Source organism: Sinorhizobium sp. NFACC03, from assembly GCF_900103435.1.
GTDB lineage: Bacteria > Pseudomonadota > Alphaproteobacteria > Rhizobiales > Rhizobiaceae > Ensifer.
Genome location: NZ_FMXF01000003.1, coordinates 265,567 through 290,587, shown reverse-complemented (window position 1 = coordinate 290,587; position 25,021 = coordinate 265,567). Strand labels below are relative to the sequence as shown.

The window sequence follows — 25,021 nt, the reverse complement described above, 5'->3', positions numbered from 1 at the left end:
TCGCAAAGGGAGATAGAAATGGACGCGAAAGCCGACAAAACGGGCAAATGTCCCGTCATGCACGGAGCTCAGACGAGCGCTCAATCCGCCGGCACCTCGAACCGTGACTGGTGGCCGAACCAGCTCAACCTGAAGATCCTGCACCAGAATTCCTCCCTTTCCGACCCGATGGGCGAAGCCTTCAACTATGCCGAGGAATTCAAAAAGCTTGATCTGCCAGCGGTGAAGAATGACCTCTTCGCGCTGATGACCGATTCGCAGGATTGGTGGCCGGCCGACTTCGGCCACTACGGCCCGCTCTTCATCCGCATGGCCTGGCACAGCGCCGGCACCTACCGCACCGGCGACGGCCGCGGGGGCGCAGGCGCCGGGCAGCAGCGCTTTGCTCCGCTCAACAGCTGGCCGGACAATGCCAACCTCGACAAGGCGCGCCGCCTCCTGTGGCCCATCAAGCAGAAGTACGGCAACAGCATCTCCTGGGCCGATCTGATGATCCTCGCGGGCAACTGTGCGCTCGAGTCGATGGGCTTCAAGACCTTCGGCTTCGCCGGCGGCCGTCCGGACGTGTGGGAACCGGAAGAGGACATCTACTGGGGTACGGAAAAGACCTGGCTTGACGACAAGCGCTATTCCGGCGACCGCGACCTCGAAAATCCGCTCGCAGCGGTGCAGATGGGCCTGATCTATGTCAATCCGGAAGGCCCGAACGGCAACCCGGACCCGGTCGCTGCGGCCCGTGACATCCGCGAGACCTTCGCGCGCATGGCCATGAACGACGAGGAAACCGTCGCGCTGATCGCCGGCGGCCACACCTTCGGCAAGACCCATGGCGCCGGTGATGCCGCCAATGTCGGCCGCGAGCCGGAAGGCGCCGGCATCGAGGAACAGGGCCTCGGCTGGGCAAGCACCTACGGCAGCGGCCGTGGTGGCGACGCCATCACCAGCGGTCTCGAAGTCACCTGGACGACGACGCCGACCAAGTGGAGCAACAACTTCTTCTGGAACCTCTTCGGCTACGAATGGGAACTGACGAAGAGCCCGGCCGGTGCGCACCAGTGGACGCCGAAGCATGGCATGGGCGCCGGCACCGTCCCGGATGCGCATGACAAGTCCAAGCGTCACGCCCCGTCGATGCTGACGACCGACCTCGCGCTGCGCGTCGACCCCGCCTACGAAAAGGTCGCACGGCACTTCTACGAGAACCCGGACGCCTTCGCAGACGCCTTCGCTCGCGCCTGGTACAAGCTGACGCACCGCGACATGGGCCCACGCGCCCGCTATCTCGGCCCGGAAGTGCCGACCGAAGACCTGATCTGGCAGGATCCGATCCCCGCCGTCGATCATCCGCTCGTCGACGCAAAGGATATCGCCGACCTCAAGGCCAAGATTCTCGCTTCGGGCCTTTCGGTCTCCGAACTGGTCTCGACCGCCTGGGCGTCCGCCTCGACCTTCCGCGGTTCGGACAAGCGCGGCGGTGCCAACGGTGCCCGCATCCGCCTTGCTCCGCAGAAGGACTGGCAGGTCAACCAGCCGGCACAGCTGGCCAAGGTGCTCGAAACCCTCGAAGGCATCCAGCGCGCCTTCAACGACGCGCAGTCCGGCGGCAAGAAGGTGTCGCTCGCCGACTTGATCGTGCTTGGCGGTGCGGCCGCAATCGAGAAGGCAGCGAAAGCGGCGGGTCACGACGTTGAGGTTGCCTTCGCACCAGGTCGCGCAGATGCCAGCCAGGAGCAGACCGATGTCGACTCCTTCGAGGTGCTCGAACCAATCGCCGATGGTTTCCGCAACTACCAGCGGACCCAATATGCGGTTTCGCCGGAAGAGCTGCTGATCGACAGGGCACAGTTGTTGACGCTGACCGCGCCGGAAATGACCGTACTGGTCGGCGGCCTTCGTGTCCTCGGCGCGAACCACGATGCGACGAAGCACGGCGTCTTCACCGATCGCCCGGAAACGCTCAGCAACGACTTCTTCGTCAACCTGCTCGATATGGCCACCGCGTGGACGGCGACGTCGGATGCCAAGGACGTCTTCGAAGGTCGTGACCGTAAGACCGGCGACGTCAAGTGGACGGCGACCCGCGTCGATCTCGTCTTCGGCTCCAACTCGCAGCTTCGGGCCGTCGCGGAAGTCTATGGACAGGCCGATGCCAAGAAGAAGTTCGTGCGCGACTTCGTGGCCGCCTGGAACAAGGTGATGGACGCCGATCGCTTCGATCTCACCTGACGTTCCGGCCTGACGCCACCATCGACCGCAGGTCCCGGCATAAAGCCGGGACCTGTTTTTAGAGCATCCGCGCGAAATTCGTCACCTAAGGTTGCAAGGCCGGCCCTGCGGCCGCCACGGCGCAACACACGTTAAACGGTCGCCCTCGGGTGACGGGTTCAACCGAACCATCCTGAACCTCGCGCCAGCAAGCACTTCCGCCTCGGATGGGACAAGGGGTGCAAGCCATTGCTTTTGCGACAAGTTCTCCTTCGTACCGTCCAGCTCTGGCAAACCCATCCCATTTATGTGGTCGACGTCTTATCAACTATTAGTTGCGTGACTTGAGGCAGAGAACGTGTTCTGCTTTCAACGCAACGAGGGCGCCTGCCCAGGCGCGCTGAAGTCATCTCAAGCTGTTTCGTTCAGGGGGAACGTTGCATGCGTCATACGAGAATCCGTGCAGCTTCAATCACATCAACGCTTCTGGTCGCAATTGGTCTGACGGCGCAGACGGCTCTTGCCCAGCAGGCTCCGGCCGTTGTCGTAGCGCCGGCAGCGATCATGGACCTGCGTGAAAGCGTCGACCTGACCGGCAAGGTCACCGCCATCCAGAAGGTCGATATTCGCGCCCGCGTGCCGGGCTTCCTCGAAGCCGTCAACTTCACCGAGGGACAGAAGGTCACCGCTGGCACGGTGCTCTACCAGGTCGAAGACGGCGCCTATCGCGCCGCCGTCCAGGAAATCCAGGGACAGATCGAAGCGGCCGAAGCCTCCAAGGATCTCGCTGTCCTTGAGCGCGATCGCGCCGACCAGCTCCTCACCACCAAGACCGTCTCCCAGGCCAAGGTGGACGAGGCCAATGCCGCGGTCCGCAAGGCAGACGGCGATCTCGTGCGGCTCAAGGGCAGCAAGGACAATGCCGACCTCAACCTTTCCTACACGAAGATCGTGGCCCCCTTCGACGGCATCGTCGGCCTGACCGCCGCCGATGTCGGCGCGCTCGTCGGCCCGGACAGCGGGTCGCTGGTCACGCTGACCCGGCTTGATCCCATCTATGTTCAGTTTCCGGTAGCGACCGCGCTCTACCTCACCTATCGCGAGCGCGTGCTGAAGGGCGAGATCAGCGGCGGCGCCAATGTCGGGCTTGGGCTTCCGAACGGCACGGAATACAAGCAGAAGGGCACGATCAACTTCATCGCCAGCAACGTCTCGCAAGGCACCGACACGGTGACCGTGCGCGCCGAATTCCCCAATCCGGACAGCATACTGCTCGACGGCGCCCTGGTGCGCGTCGTGCTCGAGCAGTCGGACAAACAGGATGTGCTGGCGGTGCCGCAGCAGGCGATCCAGCGCGATCAGCAGGGGGCCTTCGTGCTGGTGGTCGACGCCAGCTCCAAGGTGGAGCTTCGCCGCGTCGACGTGGCGCGCAACACCCGCGGCCAAGCGGTGATCAGCAGGGGCCTGAAAGAAGGCGAGAACGTCATCACCGAGGGGGCGGGTAAGGTCCGGCCGGGCATCACCGTCGATGCCGCCACGGCAGCAGGTGGCTAAGCGATGATTTCAGAGATCTTCATCGATCGCCCGCGCTTCGCCACGGTCATTTCCATCGTGCTGACGCTGGCGGGCCTTCTGGCGCTCACCCGTCTGCCGATCGCGCAGTTCCCCGACATCGTGCCGCCGCAGGTCAGCGTCACGGCAAGCTATCCAGGCGCCGGCGCCGACGTGGTGGAAACCACCGTTGCCCAGCCGATCGAGAGCAAGGTCGTCGGCGTCGACGACATGCTCTACATGAAATCGACGAGCGGCGCTGACGGCTCCTATACATTGACCGTCACCTTCGCCGTCGGGACCGACCCGGACATCGCCACGGTCAACGTGCAGAACCGCGTATCGCTGGCCGAAGCGGGTCTACCGTCCGAGGTCAAGCAGAGCGGCGTCAGCGTGCGCAAGAAGTCGTCCGCGCTGATGCAGGTGATCACCATCTTTGCTGCGGACGAGAAGCAGAACTTCGATTCCCTGTTCCTGTCCAACTACGCCACGATCAACGTGCTCGACACGGTCAAGCGCGTGCCCGGCGTCGGCGATGCGCAGCTCTTCGGCGCTCAGGACTACTCCATGCGCGTCGTCCTCGACATCGACCGCATGACGAGCCTGGACCTGACGCCAACCGACGTGATCAATGCGTTGAAGGCGCAGAACGTTCAGGCCGCGATCGGTCGCATCGGCGCCCAGCCGATGACCGACGATCCGCTGTTCCAGCTGAATCTCCAGACCCAAGGCCGCCTGACCGATCCCAAGCAGTTTGAGGATGTGGTGTTGCGCGCGCGGCCCGATGGTTCCTATGTGCGCATCCGCGACGTTGCGCGTGTCGAGCTCGGGGCGGCCAGTTCGGACTCCAACGCCCGGATCAATGGCAAGCCTGTTGCCATGATCGGCACCTATCAGGCGCCGGGCGCCAACGCGCTTGCCGCCGCCAAGGGCGTGCAGGAGGCGATGGAACGCTTGTCGAAATCGTTCCCGCCGGGCCTCACCTATTCGGTCTCCTATGACACGGCGCAGTTCGTCGAAGCCAGCGTCGACAACGTCGAAGAAACGTTGTTCGAGGCCTTCGTCCTCGTCATTATCATCGTCTTCCTGTTCCTCGGGAACTGGCGGGCAACGCTGATCCCGCTCGTCGCCGTTCCGGTCGCGCTGATCGGCACTTTCGCGGTGCTGCTCGCCATGGGCTTTTCGCTCAACACCGTGTCGTTGCTGGCATTGGTTCTGGCGATCGGTATCGTCGTCGACGACGCCATCGTGGTCGTCGAAAACGTCGAGCGGGTGATGGAGGAAAATCCCGGCCTCTCAGCAGCGGAAGCCGCGCGTCGTGCGATGGGTGAAATCACCGGCGCCATCGTCGCCATCACGCTCGTGCTGCTGTCGGTCTTCGTCCCCGTCGCCTTCATCCCGGGCTTGAGCGGCCAGCTGTTCCAGCAGTTCGCCGTCGCCGTCTCGGTGTCGATGGTGATCTCGGCGATCAACGCGCTGACGCTCAGCCCGGCGCTCTGCGCCGTGCTTCTGAAGCCGCACCACGGACCGAAGCGCGGCATTCTCGGCTACATTTCGCGCACCATCGACAAGGGGCGCGACGGTTATGCCTATGTGGCCGGCCACATCGCCCGCCGCGCGATCATCGGGCTTGCGTTGCTGGCCGTCGCCTTCGTCGCGACCGGCTTCCTCTTCCGTGTCGTGCCGACCGGCTTCCTGCCGGCGGAAGACCAGGGCGCCTTCTTTACCGAAATCCGCCTGCCGGAAGGCGCCTCGTACAACCGTACCGACGCGGTAGTGAAACAGGTGGAGACGATGCTTGGCGGCATCGAGGGGGTCGCCAATGTGATCACCGTCACCGGCTACTCCTTCCTCGATGGCCTGTCGAAGTCCAACTCGGCCTTCGCGATCGTCACCATGAAGCCCTTCGCAGAGCGCCTAAGTGATGCGGCCGGCGTCGAAACGGCAATCCGCACGACCATGGCCAAGGGTCAGGCGATCCGTGGCGCACAGATCTTCGCCTTCAACCTGCCGCCGATCATGGGCCTCGGCACCGGTTCGGGCTTCGAATACCAGCTGCTCGACCTGCAGGGTCGTTCGGTCGCCGATCTTTCGGCCACGGCGGGCGGCCTGATCATCGCCGCGAACCAGAATCCGGCGCTTGGCCCCACCTTTACCACCTATTCGGCGAGCTCGCCGCAGCTCTATCTCGATATCGACCGCGACCGTCTGCAATCGCTCGGCGTCTCGGTGAGCGATCTGTTCACCACGCTGCAAGGCACGCTCGGTAGCTACTATGTCAACGACTTCAACCTCTTCGGCCGCACCTGGAAGGTGACGATGCAGGCTTCTCAGACGGACCGAAACGCCGTCGACGACATTCAGCGTCTGCACGTTCGCAACGCAAACGGCGACATGGTGCCGGTCGCTTCGGTCGCCAAGGTCGACTATATCGTCGGCCCGCAGTCGATCGTACGCTACAACAACTATCGCTCGATCACGCTGAACGGCCAGCCGTCCGCGGGACATTCGTCCGGTGAGGCGCTCGCCGCGATGGAGGCGCTCTCCGCTTCGACATTGCCGCCCGGATACAGCTACGAATGGACTGGAACGGCGCTGCAGGAACTGGAAGCGGCCGGCAAGACGACGGCGATCCTGGCGATGGCCGTGCTCTTCGCCTACCTCTTCCTCGTTGCACTCTATGAAAGCTGGACGATCCCGGTACCGGTGCTGCTGTCGGTCGCCTTCGGCGTATCAGGTGCGCTGCTGTCGGTGCTCGTCGCCGGGCTTTCCTTCGACATCTACGCCCAGATCGGCCTCGTCGTTTTGATCGCGCTCGCATCGAAGAACGCGATCCTGATCGTCGAGTTCGCCAAGGCCCACCGCGAAGCCGGCGCTTCGATCGTCGATGCGGCGATCGAAGGGGCGCGCGCCCGCTTCCGTGCCGTGATGATGACGAGCTTCGCCTTCATCGTCGGCCTGGTGCCGCTGGTGGTCGCCAAGGGCGCCGGCGAACTCAGCCGTCGCGCGGTCGGCACCGGCGTTGCCGGAGGCATGCTTGCCGCGGCACTCGTCGGCATCTTCGTCATCCCGGCGCTCTACGTCGCCTTCCAGTGGCTGCGCGAGCGCGGCCACAAACTCGCCGGCATTTCCATGCACCCGGTCGGAGCGCACGGCGCGTCGGCAGAAAGCGACGCGACGGAGAGCGGCGCCCAGACACCAACCAGCCATGGATCGGCTTGACCACCCGACGGCAACATCGACAACGGGGCCGGTTCGGCCCCGTTTCCATTCGACCCTTTCCGCCAATCGGCGTTGGATCTGCCTGCCCCGCAATCCCAAAGGGAACTGCCTTCGGGGTTGCCGGGCCCCTGTACGGCGCGCGTCAGCAGGGGGTGATCCCCACGTCCACCAGATAGGCGTCGAACACATCGGGCGCCCGCTCCAAAGCGGCAACCGCTACGTAGGTATCGGGGCGCAAGAAATAGGCGGCGTCGATCGCCAGCCCTGCCGCCGTGTGTTCCTCCGTCCAGGGGAATACATGGAGCGGCACGCCGCGCGCCGCGCACCATTGTTTCAATTCCCCGGACGCCGCACCATAGACATGAACTTGCCAGGTGATGGCGGCAAGGGGCGGGTAGTTGTCGAGACCATTGACCAAGACCCAGGGAAGCCGGTCTCCGCCGTCCACCCTGCCGGCCTTGCCGCGGCTTAAAGGTCCGCCACGATAGTTCAGCTGGGTTTGCGAGAGGATCCGGAACAGAAATGCCCTGATGCCGCCGATGCGGTAGGCGACACCTGCCAGAACCGGCGCGATCTCGACCCGCAAAAAGTCTGCGAAGCGGCCCTCTGCCGTCACGAAGGTGAACAGGCGATCGGTGGTCTCCACGAGCTGGTGCGCGAAGCCGACGCGTTCGCGCTCATAGCTGTCGAGAAGACCATCGGGCGCTCGTCCCCTCAGCACCGCAGCGAGCTTCCACGCAAGATTGATCGCATCGCCGATCCCGGTGTTCATGCCCTGCCCGCCGACAGGGCTGTGCACATGCGCCGCGTCCCCCAGCAGGAAGGCACTCCCCTCCCGAAAACGGTCAGCCACACGATGATGGACGCGATAGGTCGAGAACCAGTTGACCTTGTCGATGGTGAGCCGCAGGCCCTCGATCGCCCGGTGGCTGACATCTTCGAAGGTGAGCTTGTGCGCGTCCTCGCGCTCGTCACGGACCAGGCCAATAAGGCGTCCTCGCCCCTTGGCATAGGCGAGAAGCGCAACGAAGTCGCCGCTTTCGAGCGATATGTGCGCCTCGCCGTTGGCGGTGGGGCCGCTCGCCTCGACGTCGGCCACGTAGAAAGTCTGGTTATAGGTGCCGCCCTCAAACCCGATAGCGAGCTTGTGCCGCACCGCTGAACGGGCGCCATCGCAGCCAGCGAGGTATCGCGCAGCGCTGACCTCCTCGCTGCCGTCAGGCAGCCGAAGGCGCGCGCGAACCGCGCCGCCCGCGTCTTCGAAGTCGACCAGCTCGGTCTGCCGCTCGACGGTGACGCCCATGGTTTCCAATCGCTCGGTCAGCAAGCGCTCATGATGATCCTGCGGATAGACCAGGACAAAAGGGTAGGGCGTCAGCTCCCCACCGGTGGGGCCAAAGGGGATATGCGCCCTGATCCTGCCCTTCGCCCAAAGGTTGACCGACGGGTTGCGGTGTCCGGCCGCGATCACCGCTGTCGCCAGATCGAGCTGGCGATAGAGTTCGAGCGTGCGGGCATGCACCACCATCGCCCGCGACGTTGGGCCAGGACCGGTATTCTTGTCGACGATGCGGACCTTCACCCCCTGGGCGGTCAGCCAGAGAGCAAGCACCAGCCCCGTCGGTCCCGCGCCGACGATCAGAACGTCCTGTTCCGTCACCCTGCTCTCCGCTCGCCTTCGCCGGCGGCAAAAGTTGCGCCGGCATCTTCGCCGACCCTACGCCCACGCGACAGACAAAGCCAAGCTGCGCAGAAAGTGCTTTGTGGCAACTCGTCTGCGGAGCGTCCGGCGCTCACCTCCGGATCAGCCGCGCGCCCTCAAATTTGCGATCAACTGTTGCTGCCCAACGCGTATCACATGCTCCATCGCGCTTCGTGCACCTTCCTCGTTGCGCAGGCGGATTTCCTCGACGATGCGGATATGCGCGACGGCGACACGATCGATCTCGGCGCCATCGGCCGCCGAGTTGCTCAACCGGAAAACGCCGATCAGCGCCGCCTCGATCAGGCTGCCAACGGTCTGCATGAACGGATTGAGCGAAGCTTCGAGCAGGCGGAGGTGGAATTCGAGATCGGCAATGGCCAGCGTCTGTGCGCTGTGGTCGGCGTCGCCCATGGCAACCGCCAGCCGCATCATATGGGAGATATCGGTGTCCGTGGCGCGGCGCGCAGCCAGCAAAGCTGCATAGGGCTCCAGAGCGAGACGGACCTCGGTGACATGGCGCAGGAACTCCTCATCGACACCGGCCCGGAAATGCCAGGAAAGCACGTCGCCGTCGAAGAGGTTCCAGTTCGCCCGCGGCATCACGCGTGTGCCGATGCGGGCGCGCGCGACGACGAGCCCCTTGGCGGCGAGCGTCTTCATTGCTTCCCGCAGAACCGTGCGGGAGACGTTGAATCGTGCCGCAAGCTCCACGTCTCCGGGCAGGATGGCGCCGACGGCGAATTCCCCTGCGACAACCGCCTGGCCGAGCTCTTCGACGACGAGCCGGTGGCTCGTCCTTTTACGCGGCGGCTGGAAGAATGGCCACATCGCCCGGTCCTTGCCAGATCACGCCGGCTGTCGGCGATGACGCGAGACGTAGATGATGCCCTTCTGCAAGAGGATGAAAGCAAACAGCAGAAGGCCGATCAGGATCTTCGTCCACCAGCTCGACAGCGATCCGTCGAAAGTGATGTAGGTCTGGATCAGGCCTTGGATGAGGATGCCGACAAATGTACCCGCAACGAAACCGGAACCGCCGGTCAGAAGCGTCCCGCCGATGACGACCGCAGTAATCGCGTCCAGTTCGACGCCGACGGCCGCAAGGGAGTAGCCGGCGGACGTGTAGAGCGAAAAGACGATGCCGGACAACCCCGCCAGCAACCCCGAAAGCGCGTAGATCCGCACGGTCGTCGCTGCGACCGGCACGCCCATCAGCCGCGCCGTCGCCGCGCCGCCGCCGAGCGCGTAGATATTGGTGCCGAAGCGGGTTCGATGCGCCAAGAGAATGCCAATCGCAAAGACGAGCAGCATCAGCCCGCCGATCAGCGTGATGCGTCCGCCGCCCGGCAGCTTGAAGTATAGGCTCTTCAACGTCGCGTAGAATGGATGCTTGATCGGAATGGAATCGATCGACAACACAAAGGCCAGACCGCGCGCGAGAAACATGCCCGCAAGCGTGACGATGAAGGCTGGCATCTCCAGATAGTGGATGATCGCGCCCATCGCCGCGCCGAAAAGCGTCGCGACCGTTAGAACCATGGCGAAAGCGATGAGCGGGTGGACGCTTGTGTGTTCCAGCACGACGGCCAGGAAAACGCCGGTGAACGCGATGACCGAACCGATGGAGAGATCAATGCCGCCCGAGAGGATGACGAAGGTCATCCCGACGGCCGCGATGCCGAGGAAGGCATTGTCGGTCAAAAGGTTTCCAATCACCCGCGTGGAGAGGATGTTCGGATACTGCGCGACGCAAAGCGCATAGCCGAGAAGAAAGATCACGAGCGTAGCGATCAGCGGAAGATATTTAGGCTTCATTTTGCAGCTCGCTCGCTCGCTTTGCTCGCGCCACGCGCCGGCACCAAGAAGGAAAAGGCGGTGCGGAACCGCGGCGACTGAAACACAAGGATGAAGACGATGATCGCGGCCTTGATGATCAGGTTGAACTCCGGCGGGAAGCCGGAAAGAAGAATGCCGGTGTTGATCGCCTGGATGATGATCGCACCGAGCACCGATGCGGCAATGCTGAAGCGGCCGCCGAGCAGGGATGTGCCGCCGACCACGACCGCGAGGATGGCATCGAGCTCCAGCCAGAGCCCGGCATTGTTGGCATCGGCGCCACGAATATCGGCGGCGGCAATGATGCCGGCGATGGCGGCACAAAGGCCGGAAAGAACATAGGCGGCGATCAGCAGCACGGGCGTTAGCACGCCGGACAGCGTACTCGCCTGACGATTGACGCCGATCGCTTCGATCAGCATGCCGAGCGCCGTCCGTCGGACGACCATGGCGATCAGCACGCCGAAGACCAGCCAGATCACGACCGGCATCGGCAGGCCCGCGAAGGAACCGCTGCCGATGAAGGCGAGGCCGGGATCATTGAAGGTCAGGATCGCGCCCTCGGTGATGAGCTGGGCGATACCGCGCCCGGCGACCATCAGGACCAGTGTCGCAATGATCGGCTGGATGTCGAGCACCGCCACCAGCACCCCGTTCCAAAGACCGCAAAGGATACCGACGGCAAGCGTGATCAGCAGGGTTACGGCGACCGAATGCCCCGACGTGATACAAGCAGCCGCGGTAGCGCCGCAGATCGCCATGACCGCGCCGACCGAGAGGTCGATGCCCTTGGTGGCAATGACGACAGTCATGCCGATTGCCAGCAGCACCACGGGGGCGCCGCGATTGAGGATGTCGATGAGGCTGCCATAAAGCCGGTCGTTCTGGATTTCTAGGTTGAGGAAGCCGGGAAACACGAGCGAAACCGCCAGGATGATGACGCCAAGCGCGATCAGTTGCGGTAGCAACCGGTTCAGATAGAGCCGGAAGAACGACGTCATGACGTCCTCCTTTCATTGGTTGCGGCGATCGCTTCGACGATCTGGTGGGCGGTAATTCGGTTGCCGTCGAGTTCAGCGACATGGGCGCGATCCCGAAGCACGATGATCCGCGTGCTATAGGCGACCAGTTCCTCGATCTCCGAGGAGACGACGATCAAAGACAGGCCTTTCTCGCGCAGCGCCTCAATCAGCTTGACGATCTCCGCATGGGCGCCGACGTCGATGCCGCGCGTCGGCTCGTCGAGAATCAGGAATTCGGGCTCGGTCGCAAGCCAGCGCGCCAGGATCGCCTTCTGCTGGTTGCCGCCGGACAAGAGCTTGATTGGCTTCTCCCGATCGGCCGTACGGATATCGAGCGCGCGGATGTAGTGGTCCGCCAGCCGGTTCTGTTCCGCCCGTGCGATTGGCCGCGTCCAGCCACGGCGGGCCTGCAGCGCGAGCACGATGTTCTCGCGTACCGAGAGGTCGCCGATGATGCCTGATGTCTTGCGATCTTCCGGGCAGAAACCGAATCTGTGGCGAATGGCGGCACGCGGTGATGAGAGATCGACCGCGCGGCCGTCGATCTCGGCCTCGCCGCTGTCGGCACGATGGGCCCCGAAGAGAAGCTCCGCGGTTTCCGTTCGACCGGAACCGAGCAGGCCAGCCATGCCGACGACTTCACCGGCGCAGACATCGAGGTCGAAGGGGCGGACGCGGCCCTTGCGACCGTAATTGCGAAACCGGTAGCGCAGCGGCCCTTCCTGGTCCTGCGCGCGCGGCGCGTGGATTTCCGCCGCCAGTTCACGGCCGATCATCATCGCGATCAGTTCGCGCCGATCAAGATTGGCAGTTTCACGGGTTCCGACGAGTTGCCCGTTCCTGAGGACCGTTATCCGGTCTGAAACCTCGTAGACCTGTTCAAGGAAGTGGGTGACGAAGACGATGCCGAGCCCACGCGCCTTGAGGCGCCGGACAATACGGAAGAGCATCGCCACCTCATGCGTGTCGAGGCTCGCCGTCGGCTCGTCGAGAATCAACACCTTGCCCGAGAGATCAACGGCGCGGGCGATGGCGACGACCTGCTGGATCGCGACCGAATAGCTTGCAAGATCGCGGGTGACGTCGATGTCGAGTTCATAGTCGGCGAGCAGCTCCTGCGCACGCCGGTTCATGGCGCTAACGTCGACCATGCCGAAGCGCCGGGGCTGGCGCCCGAGGAAGAGATTTTCGGCAACCGTCAGGTTCGCCAGCAGGTTGACCTCCTGGTAGACCGTGCCGATACCGAGCGTCTGGGCCTCGAACGTGTCGCGCGGATCGACCTCCGCGTCATCGAGCAGGATGGCGCCGCCGTCGCGGCGGTAGGCACCGGTCAGGCATTTGATGAGAGTAGACTTGCCGGCGCCGTTTTCGCCAAGCAGCGCATGAACTTCTCCGCGCCGCAGGTGAAAATCGACCTTGTCGAGGGCCCTCGTTCCCGGGAAGGTCTTTTCGATCCGGATCGCCTGGAGAATGTGGTCACTGGTCTGCATCGGTACCGTCTCCGCGATGCTGGTATCTGTCGGACGAGAAGCACGGCGCCTGTCTGCGGCAAGCAGCGCTCTTCAGCCGGAAACTTGGAAAAGAGCGTGGCCCGCGCGAGAAGCAGCGCGGGCCACGGCCGACATCAGTAGCCGAGGCCCTTCTTTTCCTCGTAGACCTTCAGCGGCTCGTCGGCCTGAGTGTAGAGTTTCGATTCCGTCTGGATCCACTTCGGCGGCGCCGTGCCATCCTTCTGGTACGCGGCAAGCGCATCGAAGGCGGGGCCGGCCATGTTCGGCGTCAGCTCGACCGTGGCATTGGCTTCACCGGCGGCCATCGCCTGAAAGATGTCCGGAACCGCATCGATCGAGACGACAAGGATATCCTTGCCCGGCTTCAGGCCGGCTTCCTTGATCGCCTGGATGGCGCCGACGGCCATGTCGTCGTTGTGGGCATAGAGCGCGCAGATGTTCTTGCCGCCGTCCTCCGCCTTGAGGAAGCTTTCCATGACTTCCTTGCCCTTGGTGCGGGTGAAGTCACCGGTCTGGCTGCGGACGATTTTCAGGTTGTCGTGGCCGGAAAGCGCCTGCTCAAAGCCCTTCTTGCGGTCGATCGCCGGCGAGGAGCCGGTCGTTCCCTGAAGCTCCACGACGTTGCAGGGCTTGCCGGCCGCGGCGTCGACGAGCCACTTGCCGGCAACATTGCCCTCATGCACGAGATCGGACGTCACGGCCGTCAGATAGAGATCCTTCGAGGCGTCGACGGTGCGGTCGAGCAGGATGACCGGAATTTCCGCATCCTTAGCTTCCTGCAGCACCTCGTCCCAGCCGGTAGCGACGACCGGGGCGACGAGGATGGCGTTCACGCCCTGCGCGATGAAGGAACGGATCGCCTTGATCTGGTTTTCCTGTTTCTGCTGCGCATCAGCGAATTTGAGGTCGATGCCGCGCTGCTCTGCCTGCTGCTTGGTCAGCGTCGTCTCGGCGGCGCGCCAGCCGGACTCCGAGCCGATCTGCGAAAAGCCGACGACCAGATCGGCCGCGGAAGCACTGCCGAACGTGCAGGCAGCAAAGATCGTTGCACTCGCAAGTGCCTTGGCGATTTTCATGATGTCCTCCCAAAGAAAGCTGCCTCCACGCAGCCATCGAGATAAAAATCATATAATATTACTTTTGTAAACGGGCACTTTTCATCTAACGCGCAAGACGTCGATGAAATTCATCGGAGGTCGCAGAAGGCTGAACGCGGGCAGCCGACCCCGACGCGGGAGCGTCGGAACGTTCAGAGGATTAGCGGGCGAGAACAGGCGCCTTCCGCTACGCGCTAGGCCCTCGCCAGCAATGTGCCGGCGGCGCTGGCGGTCATCACGAGAACCACACCGAAGATCTGGTTGAGGGAGAGCGCCTGCCCGAGAACGATGAAGCCGGCGCAGGCGCCGATGGCCGGCTCAAGGCTCATCAGGATGCCGAAGGCCGACGGCTGCATGCGACGCAGCGCCATGAACTCGAGTGCGTAGGGGAGCAGCGGCACCAGAATGGCGAGCCCAGCCGTCACCAGCAGCATGTCGAGGGAGAAGCCGGATTGAACCTGATGGAGACCGAACGGCGTCGCGAAGACTGCAGCAAACAGCAGCGAAACAGCAAGTCCCTCCAATCCCCTGAAGCGTTGGCCGGCCTGTTTCATCAGCACGATATAGCCGCCCCAGCCGATCGCCGCGCCGAAGGCGAAAAGTAGGCCGATTGTGTCTCCGACCCAGGCGCCACCATCCCAGGAGAGGCAGAGTACGCCCGCCGCTGCCACAAGCGGGCAAAGCAGGCGCCAGCCACGGCCGCCGAAAATCGCAGCGACCGTCAACGGACCGAGAAACTCAATCGCCACCGCAAGCCCGAGCGGGATGCGCGCGATCGCCGCAAAGAAACAGAGCGTCATCACGGCCATCGTGGCGCCGAGCGAAAGCGCCGAGAGCCACTGCGCCCGGGTGTAGCTGAGGAAGGCGGGCCGGACGAGAAGCAGCAGGAATGCCGCCGCCCAGGAGAGCCGCAGCCAGGTCGCGCCAAAAGCCCCGACACTTTCCATCGCCGGCTTGGAGAGTGCAGCGCCGAACTGCACGCTCGACATGGAGAGCAGACAAAAAACAATCGCGACAGAGACACGCCCTGTGGAATCGTCCGTCGTACCCTGCCCGCTCCACCCGCTATCCGCAGTCGTCTCCGTTTCCGCCATGTCCATTCTCCCGTTGGGCTTGAACAGACATAGCAATCCCGGCACAATAATGAACGCTAATAGTTGTGATGTCGCTATAAGGGATCGTTATATGCATGATCTGGATATCGGCCTGCTGCGCGCCTTCGTCGTGACCGCCGAATGCGGCAGCGTCAGCGGTGCTGCCCAGCGGTTGGCACGGACTCAAGCCGCCGTTAGCATGCAGTTGCGCCGGTTGGAGGACGATGTCGGCGCCAGGCTTTTGAACCGCAGCACCAGGGGCATGGACCTGACCGAAGCCGGGCATGTGCTGTTTCCCTATGCCCAGAAGATGCTGGGGCTGAGCGAAGGAGCCCGGCGAGCGCTCGCCGGGCAGGCGCTCCAGGGCCCGATCCGCTTCGGCATGATCGAGGACATCGCCGTCGGCTCGCTGCCAAGGGCACTGCAGCGTTTCGCCGAATGTCATCCGAACGTGGCGCTCGAACTGACGGTCACCGAAAGCACCGTGTTGTCGGAGAAGCTGTCGCAGGGTCAGCTCGATGTCGCGATCGGCGATCCGGCCCTAATCCGTGGTGAGCCGATCCTCACCTGGCGGCTGCCGCTGCGCTGGGTCGCGGCGCGCGGTTTCGAGCTCCCGCAGGAAGGGCCTTTGCCGCTCGTCACCTTCGACGGGGTCTGCACCTGGCGCCACAAGATGATTGAAGCGCTGAAGGGTGGGGATCGGCCTTGGCGCACGGTGCTGACGAGCGCCAGCCTCTCCTCGATCCAGTCGATGATCGAGGCGGGGCTCGGCATCGCCGTTCTGCTGGATCTCAATATCCGCGCCAACACGATGCGGGTCCTCGGGACCGAAGAGGGCCTGCCGCCCGCCCCGGTGATCGAACTCGGGCTTTTCGCGGCCGACGACCAGGGCCTCTCATCCCGCCCGGTCTCAGCACTCTGGGCGTTCCTTTCCGAAGAGCTTCAGGCGCAGGCATTGGCAACGGGCCGCGCAGCGTGATCTCAACCGCGGTTGCGTCACGCTCGACGAACGAAATACAACGCCCAGAGATTGAAAAAACCCGAGAAAAATTTTACTAAATAAAGATTGCGCCGCGCCCGAAGCCTGGGTTGCGGCGGCGGGCAGGACGTTGGACATGGTAACAATCAAGGAAATCGCTTCGGCTGTCGGGGTCTCTTCGGCGACCGTCTCACGGGTGCTGAATTACGATCCAACGCTTTCGATCTCCACCAAGAAGCGGCAGGCGATCATCGAGACAGCCGAGGCGCTGAACTATGCGACGCCCCGCAACCGCGGGCGCGGTGCGGGACCGATGCAGGGCCTGAAATTCGCGCTGGTGCATTTTCTCCAGCCCGCCCAGGAACTGATCGATCCCTATTATGTCGGCGTCAGGCTTGGCATCGAAAACCGCTGCCAGTCGCTGAAGATCGAGGTGGTCAAGGTCTTCCACAACGGCAACCTGCCGGAGGCGGCGATCCTGCAGGGCGCCAACGGCGTCGTTGCCGTCGGCCACCATTACGGCGAAGAGGTTCACTGGCTGCGGCGGCACAGCCGCCACCTGGTCTTTGCCGATTTCGCCCCCGACGACGATGTCGACGACAGCGTGATGAGCGACGTGTCCGTGGCCATGAACCGCCTGCTTCAAGGCATATACGGCATGGGTTACCGCCGAATCGGCTTTCTCGGCTGGATCGACGCCTTCCGCGACAAGGACGACATCCATTCGGAGCGCCGCTGCCGCGCCTTCATCCAGTGGATGACGAAGGCCAGCCTCTACGATCCGGAACTCTGCATGGTCGAGAAGCTGACGCCGGACAGCGGCTATATGCTCGCCAAGGCGATGCTGTCAAAAACCAATCCGCCCAAAATCCTGGTGACCTGCAACGACAACATGGCGATCGGCGCCTACCGGGCCATTCACGAGATGGGCCTTCGGATCCCCGACGATGTCGCCGTGGCAAGCTTCAACGACATCCCGGTCGCGCAGTTTCTCGGCCCGCCGCTTTCGACGGTCAAGATCCCGGCCGAAGTGATCGGCGAGACGGCTGTCGACCTATTGGTCGAACGGCTGACCGGACGCGACGTGGCCAAGAAGGTGATCCTCGGAACAGAGATGGTCTGGCGCGGCAGCACGGCCACGACGGGCTCCGTTGCTGACCGGTAAACAGCCGGTAAAAACACGGTGGTAAAAATTTACTGAAATATTGCCTTCTTCAGAATTTTGCGAAATACTCCGCGCCGAGACTAGGAGGAACGTCTCGGGGAACGAAATTCAAGGGAGGAAAACAATGGACATGCGTATCTATCTGCCGCGCTTTAGCGCCATCGCGCTCGCCGGCGCCAGCCTCTTGGCGGTGACTGCGGCGCAAGCCAAGGAAATCACCGTCTGGTGCTGGGATCCGAACTTCAACGTCGCGATCATGAAGGAGGCCGGCGCGCGCTATACCAAGACGCATCCTGACGTCACCTTCAACATCGTCGATTTCGCCAAGGCCGACGTCGAGCAGAAGCTGCAGACCGGCCTTTCGTCCGGCACGGCGGACGCACTGCCCGACATCGTGCTGATCGAGGATTATGGCGCGCAGAAATACCTGCAATCGTTCCCCGGCGCCTTCGCGCCGCTCTCCGGCACGGTCGACTATTCCGGCTTCGCTCCCTACAAGGTCGAGCTGATGACGCTGGATGGCCAGGTCTATGGCATGCCCTTCGATTCCGGCGTCACCGGCCTCTATTATCGCAAGGACTACCTGGAGCAGGCCGGCTTCAAGCCCGAGGACATGCAGGGCATCACCTGGGACCGCTTCATCGAGATCGGCCAGCAGGTCGAAGCCAAGACCGGCAAGAAGATGATGGGTCTCGACCCGACCGACGCCGGCCTCGTGCGCATCATCATGCAATCGGCCGGGCAATGGTACTTCGACAAGGAAGGCAAGGCGAACATCACCGGCAACGCCGCGCTGAAGGGAGCGCTGGAGACGGTCGGCAAGATCATGTCTTCCAACATCTACAAGCCGGCCGCCGGCTGGGCCGACTGGGTCGGAACCTTCACTTCCGGTGACGTCGCCACCGTCATCACCGGCGTCTGGATCACCGGCACCGTCAAGGCGCAGCCGGACCAGTCGGGCAAGTGGGGCGTGGCGCCGATCCCGGCCCTTTCGATCGACGGCGCGACGCATGCCTCGAACCTCGGCGGATCGAGCTGGTACGTGCTTGAAAGCTCGGCGGAGAAAGCCGAGGCGATCGACTTCCTGAACGCGGTCTACGCCAAGGACGTCGATTTCTACCAGACGATCCTGCAGGACCGCGGCGCCGTCGGCTCGCTGCTCGCTGCCCGTGGCGGGGCCGCCTATGGCGAGGCCGATGCCTTCTTCGGCGGTGAAAAGGTCTGGCAGAACTTCTCCGACTGGCTCGCGAAGGTTCCCTCGGTCAACTACGGCGTCTTCACCAACGAGGCGGACACCGCGGTCACCGCGCAATTGCCGGCGCTCTCGCAGGGAACACCTGTCGACGACGTGCTGAAGGCGATCGACGCCGAGGTCAGCGCACAGGTCCAGTAGTCGCTACGGCGTTTGTCTGCACCACTCCTGGCCGTGGCGATTGCGCCGCGGCCAACGGCTCCAGCTATCCATGGGGATGATGATGGCTCTCGCGCGCCGCGGCGGCATCGGCCGATACTACAACGTCAATGGCTGGCTCTTCGTTGCGCCGGCGCTCGGGCTGATCGCCCTTTTCATGATCTATCCGATCGTCTGGTCGCTCTGGATGTCGTTCCAGTCCGGCCGCGGCATGATGCTGAAATTCGCCGGCTTCGCCAACATCGTCCGTCTCTGGAACGACCCGGTCTTCATCAAGGCGCTCACCAACACGCTGACCTATTTCGTCGTGCAGGTGCCGATCATGATCTTGCTGGCGCTAATCCTGGCGTCATTGCTCAACAATCCGAGGCTCGTCGGCCGCGGCTTCTTCCGCACCGCCATCTTCCTGCCCTGCGTCACCTCGCTCGTCGCCTATTCGGTGCTGTTCAAAGGCATGTTCGCGCTCGACGGCATCGTCAACTCGACCCTTGAGGCGATCGGCATCATCGCCTCGCCGATCCCGTGGCTGACGCATCCCTTCTGGGCGAAGGTGCTCGTCATCATCGCCATCACCTGGCGCTGGACCGGCTACAACATGATCTTCTACCTGGCGGCGATGCAGAACATCGACAAGTCGATCTATGAGGTGGCCCGTATCGACGGGGTGCCCGCCTGGGCCCGCTTCACCCACATCACCATCCCGCTGCTGAAACCCGTCATCCTGTTCACCACGATCATCTCGACGATCGGCACGATCCAGCTCTTCGACGAGGTCTACAATCTGACCGAGGGCAAGGGTGGCCCTTCCAACGCGACGCTGACCCTGTCGCTCTACATCTACAACCTGACCTTCCGCTTCATGCCGAACTTCGGCTACGCGGCGACGGTCTCCTACGTGATCGTCGTGCTCGTCGCTTTGCTCGCCTGCCTTCAGTTCTTCGCGGCACGGGAGCGCGACCGATGAACAACGGATCCGCACGCATCGCAACCGCCATCGTCACCTACGGCTTCGTCGGGCTGATGGCCTTTCTTTCGATCTTCCCCTTCGTCTGGATGCTGCTCGGCGCCACCAATTCGTCGATCGACATCATCAAGGGCAAGATGCTGCCGGGCAGCGCGCTCGCCACCAACATCGCCACCTTTTTCACCCAGGTGAATGCGCCGCTGGTCTTCTGGAACTCGGCCAAGATCGCCATACTGGCAACGGCGCTGACGCTCGCCGTCTCGTCGCTTGCCGGCTATGGCTTCGAGATGTTCCGCTCGCGCCATCGTGACCGGATCTACAGCGCCTTGCTGTTGACGATGATGATCCCGTTTGCGGCGCTGATGATCCCGCTCTTCATCATGATGGGCAAGGCGGGGCTGATCAACACCCACCTCGCGGTCGTCTTGCCGTCGATCGGCTCGGCCTTCATCGTCTTCTACTTCCGCCAGTGCACCAAGGCGTTCCCTTCGGAGCTGCGCGACGCAGCCAAGGTCGACGGGCTGAAGGAATGGCAGATCTTCCTGTTCATCTACGTGCCGGTGATGCGCTCGACCTATGCGGCGGCCTTCATCATCGTCTTCATGACCGCCTGGAACAACTATCTCTGGCCGCTAATCGTGCTGCAGTCGAACGAGACGAAGACAATCACACTCGTCGTCTCCTCGCTCGCCTCCGCCTACTACCCCGATTACGGCGTCGTCATGGTCGGCACCATCCTCGCAACGCTTCCCACCCTCGCGGTCTTTTTCTTCATGCAACGCCAATTCGTCCAGGGAATGCTGGGCTCAGTCAAATAGGAATGATGATGCGTTCTGTTACCTCTTTCAACGATTCCTGGGTCTTCTCCGAAGGCTGCGCCGCCACTGAAGCCGGCCGCCTGCAGGCGGGCAGGCCCGTGAGCCTGCCGCACAATGCGGTGGAACTGCCGTTCAATTACTTCGACGAGGCCTCCTATCAGCGCGCATTCACCTATCAAAAGCCGCTCGCCTGGCGTCGGGAGTTCCATGGCCGCGAGGTCTCGCTCGTCTTCGACGCTGCGATGGCCGATGCCGTCGTCTATCTCAACGGCGAAGAGATCGTTGCCCACAAGGACGGCTATACGCCCTTCGAAGCGCGCCTGACCGACAGGCTGCGGGAGGGCGATAACCTGATCACTGTCAAGATCGACGGCAGCGAAAACCCGGAGATCCCACCATTCGGCGGCCGCATCGATTATCTGACCTACGCCGGCATCTATCGCGACGTCTGGTTGAAGGTCACCGACGCGGTTTCGATCGCCAACATCAAGATCGAGACCCGCGATGTCCTCAGCGACGCCAAGTCCGTCACGGTCCGTTGCAATCTCGCCAATCCGCAAAGCTTGACGTTAGCCGGAACTGTCACGGCACTGCTCAAGGACACGAACGGCAAGGTGCTGGCGGAAGCCATCGGCGAGACCCGCGGTGAGAGCGTCACATTGGAGATTACCGGTCTCAAGGGGCTTTCGCTCTGGGATATCGACAGTCCCGTCCTCTACGAGGCGGAGGTGCAACTGCGCAGCGATCGCGGCAGCGACCGGCTCTCGTCGCGCTTTGGCTTCCGTACAGCAGAGTTCACCACGGAAGGTTTCAAGCTCAACGGCCGGCCGCTGAAGATCCGTGGTCTCAACCGCCACCAGGCCTTCCCCTATGTCGGCTATGCCATGGGCCGGTCGGCCCAGGAGCGCGATGCCGAGATCCTGAAGAACACGCTACATTGCAACCTTGTCCGCACCTCGCACTATCCGCAATCCAAGTGGTTTCTCGACCATTGCGACCGCATCGGCCTGCTCGTCTTCGAGGAAATCCCCGGCTGGCAGCATATCGGCGGTGAGGCCTGGAAGCAGGAGGCGATCCAAAACGTCCGCCGCATGATCGAGCGCGACTGGAACCACCCGTCGATCATCATCTGGGGCGTGCGCATCAACGAGTCGCAGGACTCCCACGATTTCTACGTCGAGACCAACCGGCTGGCGCGTGAACTCGACCCGACGCGGCAAACCGGCGGCGTGCGCTACATCACCGACAGCGAGTTCCTCGAAGACGTCTACACGATGAACGACTTCATCCTCGGCAACGAGGAACTGCCGGGGGAAAACCGCCCGCGCACGGCGCTGCGCCCACAGCAGGAGTGCACCGGGCTCAATCGCAAGGTGCCCTACCTCATCACCGAATTCGGCGGCCACATGTACCCGACGAAGATTTACGATCAGGAGCAGCGACAGGCCGAGCATGTGCGCCGGCACCTGGAGGTGCTGAACGCCGCGCATGGTGACCCCAGCATCTCCGGCGCCATCGGCTGGTGCATGTTCGACTACAACACCCACAAGGATTTCGGCTCCGGCGACCGGATCTGCTATCACGGTGTCATGGACATGTTCCGCCAGCCGAAGTTTGCAGCCTATGTCTACGCCAGCCAATGCGAGCCGTCCGAGGACGTGGTTATGAAGCCGGTCACTTTCTGGGCGCGCGGCGAGCGCAACATCGGCGGCGTGCTGCCTTTGATCGTGCTCACCAATTGCGACGAGGTCGAGCTGAAATACGGCTCGCTGGTGAAGCGCGTTGGTCCGGACCGCGAAAATTTCCCGCATCTGCCGCATCCGCCTGTGGTCATCGACCATCGCCACTTCACCAAGGACGAACTCGGCGTCTGGGGCATGAAGTGGGAAGACGCCGCGTTCACCGGCTTCATCGACGGCAAGGCCGCAGCCAGCCTGCGCATGGTCGCCGATCCGGTACCGACGACGCTCGAGGTCGTGGCAGACAACACCACACTGCGGACCGAAGGGCGTGACAGTGTTCGCGTGATCGTGCGCGCGCTCGACCAGGCCGGCAACGTCCTGCCGTTCCTCAACGATGCGGTCGACGTCACCGTCACCGGCCCTGCCCGATTGCTTGGGCCCGAGCGCCTGGTCTTCCAGGGTGGTTCGACGGGCTTCTGGCTGGAGACGACGGGGGCTGCTGGCGGCATCGCCGTCGCGGTAACCTCGACACGGCTTGGATCCGTAAGACTGGAACTTTCGGCAGTGGCAAGCGAGGCAGCGGCTGCATGAGCGAACTCCAACTCAGCGACGTCAGAAAGTCCTACGGCAACTTCGAGGTCATCAAGGGGGTCGACCTCGACATCAAGACCGGCGAGTTCGTCGTCTTCGTCGGTCCGTCCGGCTGCGGCAAGTCGACCCTGCTTCGGATGATCGCCGGTCTCGAAGAGATCACATCCGGTGATCTCACGATCGACGGCGAGCGGATGAACGATGTCGATCCGTCAAAGCGCGGCATCGCGATGGTGTTCCAATCCTATGCGCTCTACCCGCATATGACGGTTCGGGAAAACATGGGCTTCGCGCTGCGTTTTGCCGGCGTGCCGAAGGTCGAGATCGAACAACGGGTCGGTGAGGCTGCGAACATCCTGGAGCTGGGTCCGCTGCTCGATCGCAAGCCGAAACAGCTTTCCGGCGGCCAGCGCCAGCGGGTGGCGATTGGTCGGGCAATCGTGCGGCACCCGAAGATTTTCCTCTTCGACGAGCCGCTCTCCAATCTCGATGCCGAACTGCGCGTCCACATGCGCATCGAGATCGCCAGGCTGCACAAGAAGCTCGCAACGACGATCATCTACGTCACCCATGACCAGGTCGAGGCGATGACACTTGCCGACAAGATCGTCGTCATGCGCGGCGGCGTGGTCGAACAGGTCGGCTCGCCGCTCGACCTTTACGACGATCCGGCCAATCTCTTCGTCGCCGGCTTCATCGGCTCACCGAAAATGAACTTCTTGAAGGGGATCGTCGACGCTCGCGGAACGCAGGTACGTCTGCCCGACTTCGGCAACGCGACTATTCCAGTAGCCATCAAGGAGGCTACGCCTGGGAGCTCCGTGACCATCGGCATCCGGCCCGAACATTTCGGCGACAGCGGCTCGGCAAGCCTCGATCTGACGATCGACATGCTGGAACATCTCGGCGGCGAGACCTTCGCCTATGCCCGCCATGGCGACGGCGAATTGATCATCATCGAGACCAAGAATGGTCGCGGCCTGAAGTCCGGCGATAGCATCGCCGCCCGCTTCGATCCGGCCGCCGTTCTGGTGTTCGACGCCGACGGAAGGCGTCTGCGGTAGGGCAATTCCAGGAAAAGTGCGAAACGGTTTTCTGTCCGGAATTGCGTAATTTCAAAGACTTAGATCACTTCAGTGTTTCGATGAAACAATGAAATGATCTAGGCAGCCCGCGCGTGTTGTTGCGCCGGCGCCATCCCTCTGGAGATGGCGCCGGTCGAATCCTACTGGAACATGCCCTTCGGCGTCTCGCCCTTCAGGAAGGGCTCGACGAAGGCGTAGAGCAGATCCGTCTGATTGATGACCGCGGTGTGCGACGTCGCCGGCAGGATCGCGAGGCGCGAAGCCGCAAGCGGCTTGCCCATGTCGCCCATCGCACCGCCGCCGAGCAGGCGGAACAGCGCGACGTTGTGCTCGAGCGTCGCCACGTCGGCGTCGCCGGCAATGATCAGCACCGGTGTCTTCAGGGTATTGACGTCTGCCTCCCAAGCCATCGGTTCCTTTTCGAGCTGGATGAGCTTGCGTGCAAGTTCCGGAAAGCCGTTGGGCTCGACGGCGAGCTTGCGATAGTCCTCGGCAAACGGCAGGCCGACGATCATCTCAACCGTCATCTGCGGGATGACCGCCTTGAACTCCGGCTTCCAGCCGTCAGCGTCGTAAGCGACGGATGCGGCAGCGAGCTTGTTCACCTTTTCCGGGTGGCGGATCGCCAGTTGCAGACCGGCGGCCGCACCCATGGAGTAACCAAAGACGTCAGCCTTCTTGAGATCAATCGCATCCATGAAGGCAGCGACGTCATCGGCGAGGTTCGGATAAGTGATCGGCCGGTCGATATCGGTGGTGCGGCCATGGCCCTGCAGCTCGACCGCATAGACCTTGTGGGTCTCTGCAAGCTTCGGGATGATCGCGCCCATCGACGGAATGTTCATGTAGGCGCCGTGCAGCACGACCAGCGGTTCGCCCCCGCCCGAGATCTCGTAATACATCTTCATGCCGTTGACATCGACGCGATTGCCCACCGGCTCGGCGTCGGCAAATGTGGTGCCGGAAATCAGCAGAGCGCCAGCAATGAAAGCGGTGCGGAACATGCATATTCTCCAATGAAAGAACACAAGGGGCAAAACGCCTTGAGCTGGCGGCATTTCCTTGGGTTCGGTTAGATTTTGA

Annotated in this window: 18 protein-coding genes; 10 read left to right on the top strand and 8 right to left on the bottom strand. The window is 62.9% G+C overall.

The window, feature by feature from the left end:
- The first annotated feature begins 18 nt into the window (after positions 1-18).
- From katG to BLU35_RS08265, 3 genes are all read left to right on the top strand, one after another.
- On the top strand, positions 19-2,226 hold the full coding sequence (katG, locus tag BLU35_RS08275; protein WP_093232690.1) for a catalase/peroxidase HPI: 2,208 nt from the start codon (positions 19-21) through the stop codon (positions 2,224-2,226).
- Between the two features lie 420 nt (positions 2,227-2,646).
- Positions 2,647-3,759: an efflux RND transporter periplasmic adaptor subunit gene (locus BLU35_RS08270; RefSeq protein ID WP_093232689.1), complete on the top strand. Its 1,113-nt coding sequence runs from the start codon at positions 2,647-2,649 to the stop codon at positions 3,757-3,759.
- Positions 3,760-3,762: 3 nt separating this feature from the next.
- On the top strand, positions 3,763-6,978 hold the full coding sequence (locus BLU35_RS08265) for an efflux RND transporter permease subunit (RefSeq protein ID WP_093232688.1): 3,216 nt from the start codon (positions 3,763-3,765) through the stop codon (positions 6,976-6,978).
- Positions 6,979-7,120: 142 nt separating this feature from the next.
- On the opposite strand, the gene BLU35_RS08260 is transcribed toward BLU35_RS08265, so the two are convergent.
- The 7 genes from BLU35_RS08260 to BLU35_RS08230 all read right to left on the bottom strand — a co-directional run bounded on the left by BLU35_RS08260 (position 7,121) and on the right by BLU35_RS08230 (position 15,249).
- A complete protein-coding gene (locus BLU35_RS08260; RefSeq protein WP_093232687.1) occupies positions 7,121-8,638 on the bottom strand; it encodes an FAD-dependent monooxygenase in 1,518 nt (505 codons plus the stop codon).
- 144 nt (positions 8,639-8,782) lie between these two features.
- Entirely contained in the window at positions 8,783-9,511 is a 729-nt protein-coding gene (locus tag BLU35_RS08255; RefSeq protein WP_093232686.1) for a FadR/GntR family transcriptional regulator, read from the bottom strand.
- A gap of 18 nt (positions 9,512-9,529) precedes the next feature.
- On the bottom strand, positions 9,530-10,498 hold the full coding sequence (gene yjfF / locus BLU35_RS08250) for a galactofuranose ABC transporter, permease protein YjfF (protein ID WP_093232685.1): 969 nt from the start codon (positions 10,496-10,498) through the stop codon (positions 9,530-9,532).
- A complete protein-coding gene (locus tag BLU35_RS08245) occupies positions 10,495-11,520 on the bottom strand; it encodes an ABC transporter permease (RefSeq protein ID WP_093232684.1) in 1,026 nt (341 codons plus the stop codon). The genes yjfF and BLU35_RS08245 overlap by 4 nt, the downstream gene beginning before the upstream one ends.
- On the bottom strand, positions 11,517-13,031 hold the full coding sequence (gene ytfR / locus BLU35_RS08240) for a galactofuranose ABC transporter, ATP-binding protein YtfR (RefSeq protein ID WP_093232683.1): 1,515 nt from the start codon (positions 13,029-13,031) through the stop codon (positions 11,517-11,519). The genes BLU35_RS08245 and ytfR overlap by 4 nt, the downstream gene beginning before the upstream one ends.
- A gap of 134 nt (positions 13,032-13,165) precedes the next feature.
- On the bottom strand, positions 13,166-14,128 hold the full coding sequence (ytfQ, locus tag BLU35_RS08235; RefSeq protein ID WP_093232682.1) for a galactofuranose ABC transporter, galactofuranose-binding protein YtfQ: 963 nt from the start codon (positions 14,126-14,128) through the stop codon (positions 13,166-13,168).
- Between the two features lie 215 nt (positions 14,129-14,343).
- Positions 14,344-15,249 carry an EamA family transporter gene (locus BLU35_RS08230; RefSeq protein WP_502688143.1) on the bottom strand — a complete coding sequence of 302 codons (906 nt, stop codon included), beginning with the start codon at positions 15,247-15,249 and terminating at the stop codon, positions 14,344-14,346.
- Positions 15,250-15,334: 85 nt separating this feature from the next.
- Between BLU35_RS08230 and BLU35_RS34890 the strand changes: the two genes are divergently transcribed.
- From BLU35_RS34890 to BLU35_RS08190, 7 genes are all read left to right on the top strand, one after another.
- On the top strand, positions 15,335-16,222 hold the full coding sequence (locus BLU35_RS34890) for a LysR family transcriptional regulator (protein WP_162765180.1): 888 nt from the start codon (positions 15,335-15,337) through the stop codon (positions 16,220-16,222).
- A 136-nt stretch (positions 16,223-16,358) separates the two neighbouring features.
- Complete coding sequence (locus tag BLU35_RS08215) at positions 16,359-17,387, top strand: LacI family DNA-binding transcriptional regulator (RefSeq protein WP_093232679.1); 1,029 nt, start codon at positions 16,359-16,361, stop codon at positions 17,385-17,387.
- A gap of 124 nt (positions 17,388-17,511) precedes the next feature.
- Positions 17,512-18,780 (top strand): ABC transporter substrate-binding protein, encoded by a 1,269-nt coding sequence (locus BLU35_RS08210; RefSeq protein WP_093232678.1) that lies wholly within the window; start codon positions 17,512-17,514, stop codon positions 18,778-18,780.
- A gap of 82 nt (positions 18,781-18,862) precedes the next feature.
- Positions 18,863-19,762, top strand: a complete 900-nt coding sequence (locus BLU35_RS08205) for a carbohydrate ABC transporter permease (RefSeq protein WP_057255556.1) — start codon at positions 18,863-18,865, stop codon at positions 19,760-19,762.
- Complete coding sequence (locus BLU35_RS08200) at positions 19,759-20,580, top strand: carbohydrate ABC transporter permease (protein ID WP_093232677.1); 822 nt, start codon at positions 19,759-19,761, stop codon at positions 20,578-20,580. Before BLU35_RS08205 ends, BLU35_RS08200 begins: the two co-directional genes overlap by 4 nt.
- Before the next feature lie 8 nt (positions 20,581-20,588).
- Complete coding sequence (locus tag BLU35_RS08195) at positions 20,589-22,853, top strand: glycoside hydrolase family 2 protein (RefSeq protein ID WP_093232720.1); 2,265 nt, start codon at positions 20,589-20,591, stop codon at positions 22,851-22,853.
- Positions 22,850-23,917 carry an ABC transporter ATP-binding protein gene (locus BLU35_RS08190; RefSeq protein WP_093232676.1) on the top strand — a complete coding sequence of 356 codons (1,068 nt, stop codon included), beginning with the start codon at positions 22,850-22,852 and terminating at the stop codon, positions 23,915-23,917. The genes BLU35_RS08195 and BLU35_RS08190 overlap by 4 nt, the downstream gene beginning before the upstream one ends.
- A gap of 161 nt (positions 23,918-24,078) precedes the next feature.
- On the opposite strand, the gene BLU35_RS08185 is transcribed toward BLU35_RS08190, so the two are convergent.
- Positions 24,079-24,942, bottom strand: coding sequence for an alpha/beta fold hydrolase (locus BLU35_RS08185; RefSeq protein ID WP_093232675.1), 864 nt, complete (start codon positions 24,940-24,942; stop codon positions 24,079-24,081).
- Positions 24,943-25,021: the final 79 nt, after the last annotated feature.